The 17483-nt window shown below is 54.2% G+C and carries 18 protein-coding genes; 16 read left to right on the forward strand and 2 right to left on the reverse strand.

Going from position 1 to position 17483, the window contains the following annotated elements; all coding sequences use genetic code 11:
• Positions 1-40: 40 nt before the first annotated feature.
• Positions 41-292: a hypothetical protein gene (locus tag F3J29_RS11500; protein ID WP_166866189.1), complete on the reverse strand. Its 252-nt coding sequence runs from the start codon at positions 290-292 to the stop codon at positions 41-43.
• Positions 293-338: 46 nt separating this feature from the next.
• Between F3J29_RS11500 and F3J29_RS11505 the strand changes: the two genes are divergently transcribed.
• The 4 genes from F3J29_RS11505 (at position 339) to F3J29_RS11520 (ending at position 3584) form a co-directional block, all read left to right on the forward strand.
• Entirely contained in the window at positions 339-1244 is a 906-nt protein-coding gene (locus F3J29_RS11505; protein ID WP_166866191.1) for an amino acid ABC transporter substrate-binding protein, read from the forward strand.
• Between the two features lie 200 nt (positions 1245-1444).
• The gene (locus tag F3J29_RS11510; RefSeq protein ID WP_008456073.1) at positions 1445-2185 is read left to right on the forward strand and encodes an amino acid ABC transporter permease; all 741 of its coding nucleotides are present in this window, start codon (positions 1445-1447) and stop codon (positions 2183-2185) included.
• Positions 2185-2859: a glutamate/aspartate ABC transporter permease GltK gene (gltK, locus tag F3J29_RS11515; RefSeq protein ID WP_039291165.1), complete on the forward strand. Its 675-nt coding sequence runs from the start codon at positions 2185-2187 to the stop codon at positions 2857-2859. Before F3J29_RS11510 ends, gltK begins: the two co-directional genes overlap by 1 nt.
• A complete protein-coding gene (locus tag F3J29_RS11520) occupies positions 2859-3584 on the forward strand; it encodes an amino acid ABC transporter ATP-binding protein (protein WP_008456069.1) in 726 nt (241 codons plus the stop codon). Before gltK ends, F3J29_RS11520 begins: the two co-directional genes overlap by 1 nt.
• A 208-nt stretch (positions 3585-3792) precedes the next feature.
• Here the strand turns inward: F3J29_RS11520 and F3J29_RS11525 are convergent, their stop codons facing one another.
• Positions 3793-4275: a zinc ribbon-containing protein gene (locus F3J29_RS11525; RefSeq protein WP_008456066.1), complete on the reverse strand. Its 483-nt coding sequence runs from the start codon at positions 4273-4275 to the stop codon at positions 3793-3795.
• A 264-nt stretch (positions 4276-4539) separates the two neighbouring features.
• Between F3J29_RS11525 and leuS the strand changes: the two genes are divergently transcribed.
• The 12 genes from leuS to lipB all read left to right on the forward strand — a co-directional run bounded on the left by leuS (position 4540) and on the right by lipB (position 17401).
• A complete protein-coding gene (leuS, locus tag F3J29_RS11530) occupies positions 4540-7122 on the forward strand; it encodes a leucine--tRNA ligase (protein ID WP_166866193.1) in 2583 nt (860 codons plus the stop codon).
• A 14-nt stretch (positions 7123-7136) separates the two neighbouring features.
• Entirely contained in the window at positions 7137-7748 is a 612-nt protein-coding gene (lptE, locus tag F3J29_RS11535; RefSeq protein WP_166866195.1) for an LPS assembly lipoprotein LptE, read from the forward strand.
• Positions 7745-8776: a DNA polymerase III subunit delta gene (gene holA / locus F3J29_RS11540; RefSeq protein WP_166866197.1), complete on the forward strand. Its 1032-nt coding sequence runs from the start codon at positions 7745-7747 to the stop codon at positions 8774-8776. Before lptE ends, holA begins: the two co-directional genes overlap by 4 nt.
• The gene (gene nadD, locus F3J29_RS11545; protein WP_166866199.1) at positions 8769-9416 is read left to right on the forward strand and encodes a nicotinate-nucleotide adenylyltransferase; all 648 of its coding nucleotides are present in this window, start codon (positions 8769-8771) and stop codon (positions 9414-9416) included. The genes holA and nadD overlap by 8 nt, the downstream gene beginning before the upstream one ends.
• Before the next feature lie 314 nt (positions 9417-9730).
• Positions 9731-10048, forward strand: coding sequence for a ribosome silencing factor (rsfS, locus tag F3J29_RS11550; RefSeq protein ID WP_008456058.1), 318 nt, complete (start codon positions 9731-9733; stop codon positions 10046-10048).
• A gap of 3 nt (positions 10049-10051) precedes the next feature.
• Positions 10052-10522, forward strand: coding sequence for a 23S rRNA (pseudouridine(1915)-N(3))-methyltransferase RlmH (gene rlmH / locus F3J29_RS11555; protein ID WP_045781688.1), 471 nt, complete (start codon positions 10052-10054; stop codon positions 10520-10522).
• Between the two features lie 27 nt (positions 10523-10549).
• Complete coding sequence (gene mrdA, locus F3J29_RS11560; protein WP_166866200.1) at positions 10550-12451, forward strand: peptidoglycan DD-transpeptidase MrdA; 1902 nt, start codon at positions 10550-10552, stop codon at positions 12449-12451.
• 2 nt (positions 12452-12453) lie between these two features.
• Entirely contained in the window at positions 12454-13566 is a 1113-nt protein-coding gene (gene mrdB / locus F3J29_RS11565; protein WP_008456051.1) for a peptidoglycan glycosyltransferase MrdB, read from the forward strand.
• A gap of 16 nt (positions 13567-13582) precedes the next feature.
• Positions 13583-14803: an endolytic peptidoglycan transglycosylase RlpA gene (rlpA, locus tag F3J29_RS11570; protein ID WP_166866202.1), complete on the forward strand. Its 1221-nt coding sequence runs from the start codon at positions 13583-13585 to the stop codon at positions 14801-14803.
• A gap of 143 nt (positions 14804-14946) precedes the next feature.
• Positions 14947-16158: a D-alanyl-D-alanine carboxypeptidase DacA gene (gene dacA / locus F3J29_RS11575; protein WP_166866204.1), complete on the forward strand. Its 1212-nt coding sequence runs from the start codon at positions 14947-14949 to the stop codon at positions 16156-16158.
• A 260-nt stretch (positions 16159-16418) separates the two neighbouring features.
• The gene (gene ybeD, locus F3J29_RS11580) at positions 16419-16682 is read left to right on the forward strand and encodes a DUF493 family protein YbeD (protein ID WP_008456041.1); all 264 of its coding nucleotides are present in this window, start codon (positions 16419-16421) and stop codon (positions 16680-16682) included.
• A 74-nt stretch (positions 16683-16756) separates the two neighbouring features.
• Complete coding sequence (gene lipB / locus F3J29_RS11585) at positions 16757-17401, forward strand: lipoyl(octanoyl) transferase LipB (RefSeq protein ID WP_166866206.1); 645 nt, start codon at positions 16757-16759, stop codon at positions 17399-17401.
• Positions 17402-17483 lie beyond the last annotated feature (82 nt).

The raw sequence follows: 17483 nt of genomic DNA on the forward strand, positions 1-17483 counted from the left end.
CATTTCTGGCACAAGCTTTGCTAGATATAAACAGTTGAAATCAAATAGCTGGCGCAAAGACGCCCTGTGGCCTGGCGGTATCGGGCAGTGAAAAATGCATGCACCAAAAGGCGACATCGCAAGCACCGTTATAGTGCACTGGCATATCTTTGCCTTTAAATGGTGCGGCGCGCTTCGCAAAAATAAACATCTTATTAGCAATTTCTTTACATTCAGCTAGGTTAGATGCTAACAAAAGGGCATTGCATGACGCTTTTAGCAGCATGAAAAAACAACAAAACACAACACTCACATCGGATACCGGTGCCTCCTCTGGCACTAAGATTAAGGAGTTGGATATGCAATTACGTAAACTGGCCACGGCAATGCTGGTGATGGGCATGAGCGCCACAATGGCTCATGCAGATGACGCGAAACCTCAGCAGTCAACGCTGGATAAAATCAAAGCCAACGGCGTTATCGTGGTCGGCCACCGTGAATCATCTGTACCTTTCTCTTACTACGACAATCAGCAAAAAGTGGTTGGTTACTCTCAGGACTACTCAAACGCCATCGTAGAAGCGGTTAAGAAACAGCTGAACAAGCCTGACCTGCAGGTAAAACTGATTCCGATCACCTCTCAGAACCGTATTCCACTGCTTCAAAACGGCACCTTCGATTTTGAATGTGGCTCAACCACCAATAACGTTGAGCGTCAAAAACAAGCCGCTTTCTCCGACACCATCTTCGTTGTCGGCACCCGTTTGCTGGTGAAAAAAGGCGGTCCAATTAAAGACTTCCCCGACCTGAAAGGGAAAACCGTTGTTGTGACCTCCGGAACCACCTCCGAAATTCTGCTCAACAAACTGAACGACGAGCAGAAAATGGGTATGCGGATTATCAGCGCCAAAGACCACGGTGACTCGTTCCGTACCCTGGAAAGCGGCCGTGCCGTTGCCTTTATGATGGATGATGCCCTGCTGGCCGGGGAACGTGCAAAAGCTAAACAGCCGGATAACTGGGAGATCGTCGGCAAGCCGCAGTCCCAGGAAGCCTACGGCTGTATGCTGCGTAAAGATGATCCAGAGTTTAAAAAGCTGATGGATACCACCATCGCCCAGGCACAAACCTCCGGTGAAGCCGCGAAATGGTTTGATAAATGGTTTAAACAGCCAATTCCACCGAAAAACCTCAATATGAACTTCGATCTTTCTGACGAAATGAAAGCGCTGTTCAAGGAACCAAACGACAAAGCTCTCAACTAATTAGAAACACAGGGGCCGGAAAAATCCGCCCTCCCGATTGACGAACTGAAGCCAGGACAGACTATACGTTGGTGGGTCGTTCCCCCACCAGCGTGAAGGTGCCCAAAAACGCAGACAAAGATCTGCTTCAAGGCACCGGCTTCTCATCAATCTTCGAGGGTAGCCTGCGCTACCCTCTTTTTTTTATCTCGGAGTAAGTTATGTCTATAGACTGGAACTGGGGAATCTTTTTACAGCCCGCCCCGTTCGGCAACACAACCTATCTGGGCTGGATTTGGAATGGCTTCCAGGTCACCGTCGCCCTGTCAATAACCGCATGGATCATTGCTTTTCTGGTGGGGTCTCTGTTTGGTATTTTACGTACGGTCCCTAACAAATTCCTGTCCGGGCTAGGTACGCTCTACGTTGAACTTTTTCGCAACGTTCCCCTGATAGTCCAATTCTTTACCTGGTATCTGGTTGTGCCTGAACTGCTGCCGGAAAACATCGGCATGTGGTTTAAGTCCGAGCTGGATCCGAATATTCAGTTCTTCCTCTCGTCAATGATTTGTCTGGGGCTGTTTACCGCCGCTCGCGTTTGCGAACAGGTGCGTGCCGCCATTCAATCCTTGCCTCGTGGGCAAAAGAACGCAGCCCTGGCCATGGGACTGACGCTGCCACAGGCCTATCGCTACGTACTGCTGCCTAACGCTTACCGCGTCATCGTGCCGCCAATGACCTCCGAAATGATGAACCTGGTGAAGAACTCGGCCATCGCTTCCACCATTGGTCTGGTAGATATGGCGGCTCAGGCGGGCAAGCTGCTGGATTACTCGGCACACGCCTATGAATCCTTTACGGCGATTACCCTTGCCTATGTACTGATCAACGCCGTCATCATGGGCGTGATGTATGTGGTTGAACGTAAAATTCGCCTGCCTGGCAATATGGGGGGCAAATAATGCTCGATCTTGACTGGAGTTCTATTCTACCTGCCCTGCCTTACTTAATGCAGGGGCTGGTCATTACGCTCAAAATCACCGTTACCGCGGTGGTGATCGGTATTGTCTGGGGCACGCTGCTGGCCGTCATGCGCCTGTCGAGCTTCAAGCCGATCGCATGGTTTGCTACCGCTTACGTGAACGTTTTCCGCTCCGTGCCGCTGGTTATGGTATTGCTGTGGTTCTATCTGGTGGTGCCTGGCTTCCTGCAGTCGGTGCTTGGCCTGTCGCCAAAAACCGATATCCGCCTGATTTCTGCGATGGTCGCCTTCTCCATGTTTGAAGCCGCCTACTATTCGGAAATCATTCGCGCCGGTATTCAGAGTATTTCCAGAGGGCAGTCAAACGCCGCTCTGGCGCTGGGCATGACCCAGTGGCAGTCGATGAAACTCATCATCCTGCCGCAGGCCTTCCGTGCGATGGTGCCATTACTGTTAACCCAGGGCATCGTTTTGTTCCAGGATACCTCGCTGGTCTACGTTTTAAGCCTGGCTGATTTCTTCCGCACCGCCTCCACCATCGGCGAGCGCGACGGCACACAGGTCGAGATGATCCTGTTTGCCGGCCTGGTCTATTTTGTCATTAGTCTTAGTGCATCGCTGTTGGTCAGCTACTTGAAGAAAAGGACTGTGTAATGATTACCCTGAAAAATGTTTCTAAATGGTATGGTCACTTTCAGGTGCTGACCGAGTGCTCAACCGAAGTGAAGAAAGGCGAAGTTGTCGTCGTTTGCGGGCCTTCTGGCTCCGGCAAATCTACGCTGATCAAAACCGTCAACGGCCTTGAGCCGGTGCAAAAAGGCGAAATTCTGGTGAACGGTACTCAGGTGAACGATAAGAAAACCAATCTGGCGCAGCTCCGCTCCCACGTTGGCATGGTGTTCCAGCACTTCGAGCTGTTCCCTCACCTGTCGATTATCGAAAACCTGACGCTTGCCCAGGTCAAAGTGCTGAAACGTGATAAAGCAGCCTCCCGCGCCAAAGGGTTAAAATTACTCGAGCGCGTAGGGCTGGCCGCACACGCCGATAAATATCCGGCGCAGCTTTCCGGCGGCCAGCAGCAGCGTGTGGCGATTGCCCGTGCCCTGTGCATGGATCCTATCGCCATGCTGTTTGACGAACCTACCTCAGCGCTCGACCCGGAAATGATCAACGAAGTACTCGACGTCATGGTTGAGCTGGCCAATGAAGGCATGACCATGATGGTGGTGACCCACGAAATGGGCTTTGCCCGCAAAGTGGCTAATCGCGTGATCTTTATGGATGAAGGGAAAATTGTCGAAGACTCAAACAAAGATGACTTCTTCAATAATCCGCAGTCTGAACGTGCCAAAGACTTCCTGGCAAAAATTCTGCACTAAGCGTAACGCGCCACAGTAAAAAGCCTTCCTTGCGGAAGGCTTTGATGTTGATGATAAAGAGGAAAAAAGCGTGGTTTTTCCCTCTTTGTGGTTATCAGCCGAAAATCAATGAATTGATTTTCCAGTTGTTTAACGAGCCGCCGGGTATTTCTTCTCTCGCCAGAGGTTTGTCATCCGTCTGAAAGCCTTCCCTGCGGAAGGCTTTTTTTTAAGGCTCAAACGGTCGCCGATGAAACTGATTATGGCCGCATTTCGGGCAAACCGGCAGCACATCAGGCGTGTAAATCGCAATGTGATGATGGCAGTTTTCACACACCAGATTGCCTAACCCAACAACTTCCCCGCTGTGATACACCCCGTGATGGCTGAGATCTTTAAACACTTCCCGCCACTCAAGCTGCGTTTTGTCGGTAATGTCCGCCAGCTCCTGCCATAAACTCTCTTTAATCACCCGCATAAAAACGCTGTCGGTGAACTCTTCCTGACTTTCCCCATAGCTACGAGCAAACTCTTCAAGGTCACGGCGCACCGCACGCGTTACCTCCTCTATTTCCGTTCGGGTCAGTTCACCAGTGTCATTCATCTGCTTACGGGCGCTGGCAACCAGCGCATCAATATCGCGCTCCCCCTTGCGTAGCCGTTCACTTAGCGATTCAACCAGTTCCCGATAAAATTGAGCAACCTTGTTCATCGTTAGCCTGCCTCCTTGAAGGATTCCCGCATTCGCGGCGTGGTAACTGATTCTAATAGTAGACGTTAATCCGCCAACGCTTTGTTAGATTAGCCACACCCTGGGTAAAAAACTGCAAGCGCTACGGAACGGTGAAATGGTCACTGAGGGCGTCGAAAGGCTGTTTTGCCGCTGTCGAATCGGCTATGCTATGCCTGCCTAAACTCTAATTCATTAAAGGCTACGTTTCGTAGCCGTCTTTCATACACAGGACTACTGGCTGCCATGCAAGAGCAATACCGCCCGGAAGAGATAGAATCCAACGTCCAGCAACACTGGCAAGAGAACCGTACTTTTGAAGTGACCGAAGACGAAGGCAAAGAGAAATACTACTGCCTCTCTATGCTGCCCTATCCTTCCGGCCGACTACATATGGGCCACGTCCGTAACTACACCATCGGCGACGTTATCGCACGCTACCAGCGTATGCTGGGTAAAAACGTCCTGCAGCCGATCGGCTGGGATGCTTTCGGCCTGCCGGCTGAAGGCGCCGCGGTAAAAAACAACACCGCGCCAGCCCCGTGGACCTACGACAACATCAATTACATGAAGAACCAGCTGAAAACGCTGGGCTTCGGTTACGACTGGAGCCGTGAACTGGCTACCTGTACGCCTGAATACTACCGTTGGGAACAGCAGTTCTTCACTCAGCTGTACAACAAAGGTCTGGTTTACAAAAAAACCTCCGCGGTTAACTGGTGCCCGAACGATCAGACTGTCCTGGCGAACGAGCAGGTTATCGACGGCTGCTGCTGGCGCTGCGACACCAAAGTTGAGCGCAAAGAGATCCCACAGTGGTTCATTAAAATCACCGCCTACGCTGATGAACTGCTGAACGATCTGGATACGCTGGATCACTGGCCGGATCAGGTTAAAACCATGCAGCGCAACTGGATTGGCCGCTCCGAAGGCGTGGAAATCACCTTCGACGTACAAAACAGCGCCGAGAAGCTGACCGTTTATACCACCCGTCCTGATACCTTTATGGGTGTGACTTATCTGGCCGTTGCCGCCGGTCACCCTCTGGCGCAGCAGGCTGCGGTTAATAACCCTACCCTTGCCGAATTCATTGAAGAATGCCGTAACACCAAAGTGGCCGAAGCCGATATGGCAACCATGGAGAAGAAGGGCGTCGCCACCGGCATTAACGCCATTCATCCGCTGACCGGCGAAAGCGTTCCGGTTTGGGTAGCTAACTTCGTGCTGATGGAATACGGCACCGGCGCCGTGATGGCCGTGCCTGGCCACGACCAGCGTGACTGGGAGTTCGCCACAAAATACAGCCTGCCAATCAAGCCCGTAATTCTGAATGCCGACGGCAGCGAGCCGGATCTTTCCGCCTCTGCAATGACCGAAAAAGGCGCGCTGTTCAACTCCGGCGAATTCGACGGTCTGGACTTCCAGCAGGCGTTTAACGCCATTGCCGATAAGCTGGCCGCTAAAGGCGTGGGTGAGCGCAAAGTGAACTTCCGTCTGCGCGACTGGGGTGTTTCCCGTCAGCGTTACTGGGGCGCACCAATCCCAATGGTTACCCTGGAAGACGGCACCGTGATGCCAACGCCGGAAGATCAGCTGCCGGTTATTCTGCCAGAAGACGTGGTCATGGACGGCATCACCAGCCCGATTAAAGCCGATCCGGAGTGGGCGAAAACCACCGTCAACGGGATGCCTGCGCTGCGTGAAACCGACACTTTCGACACCTTTATGGAGTCCTCCTGGTACTACGCGCGTTACACCTGCCCTCAGTACGACAAAGGCATGCTGGATTCCAAAGCGGCCAACTACTGGCTGCCTGTTGATATCTACATCGGCGGGATTGAGCACGCCATCATGCACCTGCTCTACTTCCGCTTCTTCCACAAGCTGATGCGCGATGCGGGCATGGTGACGTCCGACGAACCAGCCAAACAGCTGCTTTGCCAGGGCATGGTGCTGGCAGACGCCTTCTACTACACCGGCGTTAACGGCGAGCGTAACTGGGTTTCCCCGGTCGACGCTATCGTTGAGCGCGATGATAAAGGCCGCATTGTCAAAGCCCGTGACGCAGAAGGCCGTGAACTGGTCTATGCTGGCATGAGCAAAATGTCGAAGTCGAAAAACAACGGCATCGACCCTCAGGTCATGGTAGAGCGCTACGGCGCAGATACCGTTCGTCTGTTTATGATGTTTGCTTCGCCTGCGGATATGACGCTTGAGTGGCAGGAATCCGGCGTTGAAGGCGCTAACCGCTTCCTGAAACGCGTCTGGAAACTGGTCTACGAACACACCAACCGCGGTTCCGTTCCAGCGCTGGATGTTGCCGCCCTGAGCGAAGATCAAAAAGCACTGCGTCGCGATGTGCATAAAACCATTGCTAAAGTGACCGACGATATCGGCCGCCGTCAGACCTTCAACACCGCCATCGCTGCCATTATGGAGCTGATGAACAAACTGGCAAAAGCACCGCAAGACGGCGAGCAGGATCGTGCTCTGCTGAACGAAGCGCTGCTGGCCGTTGTACGTATGCTGTATCCGTTCACCCCGCACGTTTGCTTCGATATGTGGCAGTCACTGGGCGGTGAAGGTGATGTGGATAATGCACCGTGGCCGCAGGCTGACGAACAGGCAATGGTCGAAGACTCTCGCCTGGTTGTCGTTCAGGTTAACGGCAAAGTCCGTGGCAAAGTCACCGTGCCTGCCGATGCTACTGAAGAGCAAGTGCGCGAGCGCGCCGGTCAGGAACATCTGGTCGCGAAATATCTTGAGGGTGTAACCGTACGTAAAGTGATTTACGTTCCGGGTAAACTGCTCAACCTGGTTGTGGGCTAAGCGCAGGAGGAAGCGTGCGACATCCCTTTATCACCCTGTTAGTAACCCTGGCGGTGCTGGTCACCGCTGGATGTGGTTTTCACCTGCGTGGCAACACGCAGGTCCCTTCAGAGATGAAGACGCTGATCCTCAACTCTGGCGATCCTAACGGTCCATTAGCGCGTGAAATTCGTAAACAGCTGCGCTTAAACGGCGTCACGATTGTTGACGATACCGGCACTGGCGTACGTAAGGATATTCCGTCCCTGCGCGTGGGTGCCTACAGCCTTGGCCAGGACACGGCTTCAGTGTTCCAGAACGGCCAGACCGCGGAATACCAGATGGTGATGGTTGTTAATGCTCAGGTCCTGATCCCAGGGCACGACATTTATCCGATCAGCGCGAAGACCTACCGCTCGTTCTTTGATAACCCACTGACTGCGCTGGCGAAAGACGCCGAGCAGGATTTGATTATCAAAGAGATGTACACCAACATTGCCCAACAGCTGATTCGTAAACTGATGGCAGTGCACGCGGCCGATCTTGCCGCGACAAAAGACGAGGAAAAGCCAGTTAGCGCAGCGAAACCAGCCGAACCTTCAGGCCGGGTATCCACCACTCTGCCGGCAGCCTCCGTTAGCAAATGATCCGCCTGTATCCGGAACAACTCCACGCGCAGCTCAATGAAGGGCTGCGCGCGGCGTATCTGTTGTTAGGTAACGATCCTCTCTTATTACAGGAAAGCCAGGATGCCGTGCGTAAACACGCCCAGCAAAACGGCTTTGAAGAACATCATACCGTTCAGATAGAAGCCTCCACGGACTGGCAGGCTCTGTTTTCGATTTGCCAAGCGCTCAGTCTGTTTGCCAGCCGCCAGACGCTGCTCTTACTGCTGCCGGAAAACGGTCCAAACGCCGCTATAAATGCTCAACTGGAAATGCTGGTTAGCCTGCTTCATGACGATATTCTGTTACTGGTTCGCGGTAATAAATTGACCAAAGCGCAGGAAAATGCCGCCTGGTTTACCCAGCTGGCAAACCGCTCTGTGCTGGTGACCTGCCAGACGCCGGAACAGGCCAACCTGCCCCGCTGGGTGTCTCGGCGTGCAAAACAGATGAATCTGACTCTGGACGAGGCTGCCAATCAGCTGCTCTGCTACTGCTATGAGGGCAATTTGCTGGCGCTTTCTCAGGCGCTGGAAAGGCTGTCGCTAATCTGGACGGACGGTAAACTGACGCTGCCGCGCGTTGAGCAAGCCGTGAATGATGCCGCTCATTTTACGCCTTTTCACTGGGTAGACGCGCTGCTCGCCGGAAAGAGCAAACGAGCGCTGCATATATTGCAGCAGCTTCGTCTGGAAGCCAGCGAGCCGGTCATTCTGCTGAGAACCCTGCAGCGTGAGCTGCTGCAACTGGTCAATCTCAAACGCCAGTCGGCAACGACGCCTTTACGGACGCTGTTCGATCAGCAACGCGTATGGCAAAACCGCCGCCAGCTGGTTACTGAAGCGCTCAATCGTGTTTCTTCGGAACAGCTTTATCAGGCCGTTCGGCTGCTAACCCGCATCGAACTGACGCTGAAGCAGGATTATGGGCAGTCAGTCTGGGACGAACTTGAAGGCCTTTCTTTGCTTATCTGTCATAAAGCCTTACCGGAAATCTTTATTGATGCCTGATTCCTCTTTGTTAGCGCTGTACGGCGGCACCTTTGATCCTATCCATTATGGTCATTTGAAATCCGTTGAAGCGCTGGCTCGCCTGGTGAAACTCAAAAGCGTCACCATCATGCCCAATAATGTGCCACCGCATCGTCCACAGCCGGAAGCGAGCAGCGTGCAACGCAAAGAGATGATTGAGCTTGCAATAGCAGACAATCCACTTTTCACTCTGGATGACCGGGAACTGACCCGGACGACGCCGTCATGGACCGTGGAAACGCTGGAGCAGCTTCGCGCCGAGCTGGGACCAGAACAGCCGCTGGCCTTTATTATTGGTCAGGACTCGTTGCTCAGCCTGCACCGCTGGCACCGTTGGGAAACGCTGCTCACGCTGTGCCACCTGTTGGTCGCTCAACGGCCCGGTTATCCGCTGACCATGGAAACACCCACCCAGCAAAAGTGGCTGGCTAAAAACGTAACGGAGTCTGTCGAAACGCTACACCAGCAGCCGGCCGGGAAAGTCTTTCTTGCCCCCACGCCGCTCTACGATATCTCCGCAACCACCATTCGCCATCGGCTTGAGAGTAATCAACCCTGCGACGATCTGCTCCCGCCTGCCGTACTGGCTTTTATTCTCCAGCAAGGACTTTATCGCTAAGCGTTGGGGCTCGTCTGAATTACAGGTGGGAACGACAGTGAACTGTACTGGATTACGCTATTATGATTTACCGGGAACGCCAGCCATTGACACCACTTCTCAGGCTGTTATGCTCCGCTGCCATAATTTCCTGCCCGTAATCCGGCTTTTCTGAAATAGTTTTACAAAAATGGCAATGCAAACTCCGGCGCGCAATGGGATGATAGCCCGCGATTCGCGCTGGTCGGCCAATTTTTCAGCCAAAGCCGCCTGCCCTGCTGGTCCAGGGTTATTACGGGCTAAACCAAACACTCTCATTCTCTCAGGGGGAACACTTGCAGGGTAAAGCACTTCAGGATTTCATTGTCGATAAAATCGACGACCTCAAAGCCCAGGACATCATCGCGATTGATGTTAAAGGCAAATCCAGCATCACCGATTGCATGGTTATCTGCACCGGGACCTCTAACCGCCACGTCATGTCAATTGCTGAACACGTTGTGCAGTCCTCCCGCGAAGTTGGCCTGTCGCCGATGGGCGTGAAAGGCATCAACGCTTCCGACTGGGTTGTCGTCGACCTGGGCGAAATCATCGTTCACGTCATGCAGGAAGAGAGCCGCCAGCTGTACGAACTGGAAAAACTCTGGAGCTAACGGGTGAAGCTGCAACTGGTGGCCGTTGGAACCAAAATGCCTGACTGGGTGCAGACAGGCTTTACCGAGTACCTGCGTCGCTTCCCGAAAGACATGCCTTTTGAGCTGGTAGAAATTCCGGCTGGAAAACGCGGCAAAAATGCCGATATCAAACGTATCCTCGAAAAAGAGGGTGAAATGATGCTGGCCGCCGCGGGCAAAGGTAACCGAATCGTGACGCTGGATATTCCCGGCCAACCGTGGGATACCCCCCAGCTTGCCACACAGCTCGAGCGCTGGAAGCAGGATGGCCGTGATGTCAGCCTGTTAATCGGTGGCCCTGAAGGTCTGGCGCCAGCCTGTAAGGCCGCTGCCGAACAAAGCTGGTCGCTCTCCGCGCTAACCATGCCTCATCCGCTGGTCAGGGTGCTGGTGGCGGAAAGCCTCTATCGGGCCTGGAGCATTACCACCAACCACCCATACCATCGTGAGTAAACCTGAGCGGGTAATACTAAGCAGCGAATGAAATTACAGAATTCTTTTCGCGACTATACTGCTGAGTCTGCGCTCTTTGTGCGCCGGGCGCTGGTCGCTTTTATCGGCATTTTGCTGCTTACCGGCGTGCTAATCGCCAACCTTTATAATCTGCAAATCGTTCGCTTTAACGACTATCAGACGCGGTCTAACGAAAACCGCATTAAGCTGGTACCTATTCCGCCCAGCCGCGGCATTATTTACGACCGCAACGGTACCCCACTGGCGCTGAACCGTACCATCTATCAAATCGAAATGATGCCGGAGAAAGTCGATAACGTTCAGGATACGCTGGAGGCGCTACGCCCGGTGGTTGATCTGACCGATGACGATATCGCGAATTTCAAAAAAGAGCGTGCCCGCTCGCACCGCTTCACCTCCATTGCGGTCAAAACTAACCTGACGGAAGTTCAGGTTGCCCGCTTTGCCGTAAACCAGTACCGCTTCCCCGGTGTGGAAGTCAAAGGCTACAAACGCCGCTTCTATCCTTATGGTTCAGCGCTGACCCACGTGATTGGCTATGTTTCTAAAATCAACGACAAAGACGTTGAGCGCCTGGATAAAGAAGGCAAGCTGGCCAACTACGCCTCGACCCACGACATCGGCAAGCTCGGCATAGAGCGCTATTACGAAGATGTCCTGCACGGGCAAACGGGCTACGAAGAGGTTGAGGTTAACAACCGTGGCCGCGTCATCCGCCAGCTTAAAGAAGTGCCGCCTCAGGCCGGGCATGACATTTATCTGACCCTCGATCTGAAGCTTCAAACCTACATTGAAACTCTGCTCGCAGGGAGCCGCGCTGCGGTGGTTGTTACCGATCCACGTACGGGCGGCATTCTGGCGCTGGTTTCTATGCCAAGCTATAACCCGAACCTGTTCGTCGACGGCATCTCCAGCAAAGATTACTCGGGCCTGCTAAACGACCCGAACACGCCGTTAATTAACCGTGCGACTCAGGGTGTGTATCCACCGGCCTCTACCGTGAAGCCTTATATGGCAGTTTCTGCATTGAGCGCCGGAGTGATCACCCGTAACACCTCGCTGTTTGACCCCGGCTGGTGGCAACTGCCCGGCTCGGAAAAACGCTACCGCGACTGGAAAAAATGGGGCCACGGCCGCCTGAACGTCACCAAATCCCTGGAAGAGTCGGCCGATACCTTCTTCTATCAGGTCGCCTATGACATGGGGATCGACCGCATCGGCGAATGGATGAGTAAGTTTGGCTACGGTCACCTGACGGGCATCGACCTTTCAGAAGAGCGCGCGGGCAACATGCCGACGCGCGAGTGGAAGCTGAAGCGCTTTAAAAAACCGTGGTATCAGGGTGACACCATTCCGGTCGGTATCGGCCAGGGTTACTGGACGGCCACGCCAATCCAGATGAGCAAAGCGATGATGATCCTGATAAACGACGGTATTGTTCGCGTTCCGCACCTGTTGATGAGCACCACTGAAAACGGCAAACAGGTTCCCTGGCAGCAGCCAACTGAAGCACCGGTGGGTGACATCCACTCTGGCTATTGGGAAATAGCCAAAGACGGGATGTATGGCGTAGCCAACCGACCAAACGGAACCGCACACAAATACTTCGCAAATGCGCCTTACAAAGTGGCGGCGAAATCCGGTACCGCACAGGTCTTTGGCCTGAAAGCTAACGAAACTTATAACGCGCATAAAATTGCCGAACGTCTGCGCGACCACAAGCTGATGACGGCGTTTGCGCCGTATGACAATCCACAATACACCGTGACCATGATTCTGGAGAACGGCGGCGCAGGCCCGGCCGTCGGGACTATCATGCGTCAGATCCTCGACCACGTCATGTTAGGGGATAACAACACGGTACTGCCGTCGGAAGCACCGGCCGCCTCGGCCGCAGAGGATCAATAAGCATGACTGACAATCCTAATAAAAAAACAATTTGGGATAAGGTTCACCTCGACCCGACCTTCCTGGTAACCATCCTCGCGCTGCTGGTGTTCAGTGCCCTGGTCGTGTGGAGCGCCAGCGGCCAGGATATGGGCATGATGGAGCGTAAAATTGGCCAGATCCTGATGGGACTGGTGATCATGGTGGTCATGGCGCAAATTCCGCCTCGCGTCTACGAAGGTTGGGCGCCCTATCTCTATATTTTCTGTATTATTCTGCTGGTGGCGGTCGATGCCTTCGGGGCTATTTCAAAAGGGGCCCAACGCTGGCTCGATCTGGGCTTTGTGCGTTTCCAGCCTTCGGAAATCGCCAAGATTGCCGTCCCGCTGATGGTTGCCCGCTTTATTAACCGCGACGTTTGCCCCCCCACGCTGAAAAACACCGGCATTGCGCTCGTCCTGATCTTCATGCCAACCCTGCTGGTTGCTGCCCAGCCTGACCTGGGCACCTCCATTCTGGTCGCCGCATCGGGCCTGTTTGTGCTATTCCTGTCCGGCATGAGCTGGCGCCTGATTCTGGTGGCCGTTCTGCTGGTAGCCGCCTTCGTGCCGATCCTGTGGTTCTTCCTGATGCATGACTATCAGCGCGCGCGCGTGATGATGCTGTTAGATCCAGAAAGCGATCCGCTCGGCGCGGGCTATCATATAATTCAGTCTAAAATTGCCATCGGTTCCGGCGGCCTGCGGGGCAAAGGCTGGCTGCACGGTACACAATCACAGCTTGAATTCTTGCCCGAACGCCATACGGACTTTATCTTCGCGGTGCTTGCGGAAGAGCTAGGCTTAGTCGGCATTCTGGTGCTGCTGGCGCTCTATCTGCTGCTGATTATGCGCGGCCTGTTTATTGCCGCCCGCGCGCAGACAACCTTTGGCCGCGTAATGGCCGGCGGGCTGATGCTGATCCTGTTCGTCTATGTATTTGTAAATATTGGCATGGTTAGTGGTATCTTACCGGTGGTCGGCGTACCGCTGCCGCTCGTCAGCTACGGGGGGTCAGCGCTAATCGTGCTGATGGCCGGGTTTGGTATCGTCATGTCGATACATACTCACAGAAAAATGTTATCAAAAAGCGTGTAACTGGATGAGGTGCGCAATGGGTAAGCAAAAACGGTGGGCTGGCGTCTGCATCGCAGCAGCGTTACTGGCAGCATGTTCGTCAAATGATGAGAGTCAGCAGCCGGTTAATCAGGCGCCACAGCCGGCCGTGTGCAACGGTCCAGTCGTGGAAATCAGCGGCGCCGAGCCACGTTACGAGCCGCTGAATCCGTCAGTTAACCAGGATTACCAGAACAACGGCAAAAGCTACAAGATTGTTCAGAATCCGGCAAACTTCAGCCAGGCAGGCTTCGCGGCTATCTACGACGCCGAACCAGGCAGCAACCTGACCGCCTCTGGTGAAGCCTTTGATCCTAATGCGCTGACCGCAGCTCACCCAACGCTGCCAATTCCTAGCTATGCCCGAATCACTAACCTCGCGAATGGCCGAATGATTGTGGTTCGCATCAACGATCGCGGCCCTTACGGCAACGATCGGGCGATCTCGCTGTCTCGCGCGGCGGCGGACAGGCTGAACACCTCGAACAATACCAAAGTCCGTATTGACCCAATTATCGTTGCTCAGGACGGTACAATGTCCGGCCCGGGTACGGTCTGTACTACCATCGCTAAACAGACCTATGCGCTGCCGGCCCGTCCGGACCTTAGCGGCGGGATGGGAAGCGCCTCCTCCCCTGCTCAGCCAGCTACGCCACAGGGAGATGTGCGCGCCATCAGCAACTCGACGCTGCAAAGCGCAGACACCACCGGCGCACCTGTTCAGAGCAGCGGTTTTCTCGGCGCTCCTACACCACTTGCAGCCGGCGTGATAGAAACACCTGATGCTCCGGCCACAGCCGCAGCAGCCCCCGCGGCGGCGCAGCCTGTCGCAGCAGCAGCAGCAGCACCTACACCGCCAGTAGCGCCACAGCCAGCGCCGATCGTTGAGCAACCGGCCCCTGCCGTTTCTGCGCCGGTCACCGCTCCGGGCTCAACGCAAGGCCACGTTCAGCGCACTGCACCTGCCGCAAGCGCGCCTGCCAGCAGCGGGCGTTACGTTGTTCAGGTTGGCGCCGTGAGCGACGGCGCACGTGCCAGCCAGTGGCAGCAGAAGCTAAGCCAGCAGTTTGGCGTGCCGGGCGCCGTTTCTCATAACGGCGCCGTGTATCGCGTTCAGCTTGGCCCGTTCAGCAGCCGCACTGAAGCCACCGCCCTGCAACAGCGCCTGATGTCAGAAGCGCAACAGCAGTCATTTGTGACTAACGCTCCCGCTATGTAAAGCATTGACTGGCCTGTTTCTTGCCCGTAAATTTGTGTAAAGACCATTAACAAACTCACGCGCAAAGTCAGATGCCAGTCAAAAATGCTTTTGCTATAGTAAGGCACTTTTTTTAATTCCATCACGGACGTCGTAGTTCCATCATGAATACAGCTCCTTCTGCACGTTTTGTTAAGCGCCTGGCGCTCACCTCGGCTTTCGCTCTTGCGACTATGGCCTCTGCTCAAGCTGACGACCTCAACATTAAAACTATGATCCCGGGCGTCCCGCAGATTGATGCAGAAGCGTATATCCTGATTGACTACAACTCAGGCAAAGTGCTGGCCGAATCAAACGCTGACGCACGCCGCGACCCGGCCAGCCTCACCAAGATGATGACCAGCTACGTCATTGGCCAGGCGATGAAAGCCGGTAAATTCGACGACAATGCGATGGTCACCATCGGCAAAGATGCCTGGGCCACCGGTAATCCGGTGTTTAAAGGCTCCTCGCTGATGTTCCTGCAGCCGGGTATGCAGGTGCCGGTTAACAAACTGGTTCGCGGCATCAACCTGCAGTCAGGTAACGACGCCTGCGTGGCGATGGCCGACTTCGTTGCCGGCAGCCAGGATGCTTTCGTTAGCCTGATGAACGGCTACGTTTCCGCCCTGGGCCTGAAAAACACCCACTTCCAGACCGTGCACGGCCTGGACGCCGAAGGGCAGTACAGCTCTGCGCGTGATATGGCGCTGATAGGCCAGGCGCTGATCCGCGATGTGCCGAACGAATACGCCATCTACAAAGAAAAAGAGTTCACCTTCAACAACATTCGTCAGACCAACCGTAACGGTCTGCTATGGGATACCAGCCTCAACGTAGACGGCATTAAAACCGGCCATACCGATGCGGCAGGCTATAACCTCGTGGCTTCTGCTACCGAAGGCCAGATGCGTCTGATCTCCGCGGTTCTTGGCGGGCACACCTACAAAGGCCGTGAAACAGAAAGCAAAAAGCTGCTGACCTGGGGCTTCCGCTTCTTTGAAACGGTTTCTCCGCTGAAAGCCGGCAAAGAGTTTGCTTCTGAGCCAGCGTGGTTTGGCGACAACGATCGTGCATCCCTGGGTGTGGATAAAGACGTTTATCTGACCATTCCTCGCGGCCGCATGAAAGATCTGAAAGCCAGCTACGTGTTGACCACGACTGAACTGCACGCCCCGCTACAGAAAAACCAGGTTGTGGGCACCATCAACTTCCAGCTGGACGGTAAAACCATCGAGCAGCGCCCATTAGTTGTTCTGCAGGAAATGCCGGAAGGGAATTTCTTCAGCCGAATCATTGATTACATCAAGCTGATGTTCCACCACTGGTTCGGTTAATTATTGAACACTTGAAAGTGTCGAACTTGACCCCATATACTTAGCATCAAAGCAACTCCCGCCCGTCGGCGGGAGTTATTCTTGATGACAAACGGCCGAAAAGCGTGGTTTTCGCCCGTTTGGGGCAAACCAGAGAACCTGATTCTTTGTTTCTGTAAGACCGGTTTTCGGACGCTACACCACGATGAGTTCATCCGTAATCTCTACTCCCGCCCGCCGGCGGGAGTTATTATTTTTATTGCCGTAACGCTGGAGCTACCATGAAAACCAAACTGAACGAACTGCTCGAATTCCCAACCTCTTTTACTTACAAAGTAATGGGCCTGGCGAAACCGGAGCTGGTTGATCTGGTCGTTGAGGTGGTGCAGCGCCACGCCCCTGGCGACTACACGCCGCAGGTTAAACCAAGCAGCAAAGGTAACTACCACTCGGTTTCTATTACCATCAATGCCACCCACATTGAGCAGGTTGAAACCCTGTATGAAGAATTAGGCAACATCGAAATCGTTCGTATGGTGCTGTAATCTGATAGCCCGGCTCAGGCCGGGTTTTAGCTGTGATATACTTCCCGCCACCCTTTTCTCCCGGAGACGCTGTTTTGTCTCAAGACACTATCCTGATTCGCACCCTTGGCCTGCAGCCTTATGAACCCGTCTCGCAGGCAATGCATGACTTTACCGACACCCGCGATGAGACGACGGCCGACGAAATCTGGCTGGTTGAACACCCTCAGGTCTTTACCCAGGGTCAGGCCGGTAAAGCCGAGCACGTTCTGATGCCGGGCGATATTCCCGTTGTGCAAAGCGATCGCGGCGGCCAGGTGACCTTTCATGGCCCGGGCCAGCAGGTTATGTATTTGCTGCTGAATTTAAAACGACGCAAGCTGGGCGTGCGGGAACTGGTCACCATGCTGGAACAGACCGTGGTTAACACGCTGGCAGAATATGATATTGAGGCATATCCCCGCGCCGACGCGCCGGGTGTGTATGTCGACGGACGCAAAATCTGCTCTCTGGGGCTTCGCATTCGTAGAGGATGTTCTTTCCACGGTCTGGCACTGAACATCAACATGGATTTGTCCCCCTTCCTGCGCATTAACCCCTGCGGCTATGCCGGGCTGGAGATGACACAGGTCAGCCAGTTTGTTGAAGGCATCAGCGTGGCGGATATCCAACCCCGGCTGGTAGAAAACTTTATCGCCCTGCTAAACCACCCGCCGTATGAATATTGCAAAGAGAAGTAAACGTCAGGCCTGCCTCCTGCGGGCCTGATATCACCTTTTTTATCACTTTTTCGCCCATCAGTTATAATCACTAATTGGATAA

It is taken from the genome of Enterobacter sp. Cy-643, assembly GCF_011752815.1.
Taxonomy (GTDB): Bacteria; Pseudomonadota; Gammaproteobacteria; order Enterobacterales; family Enterobacteriaceae; genus Cedecea.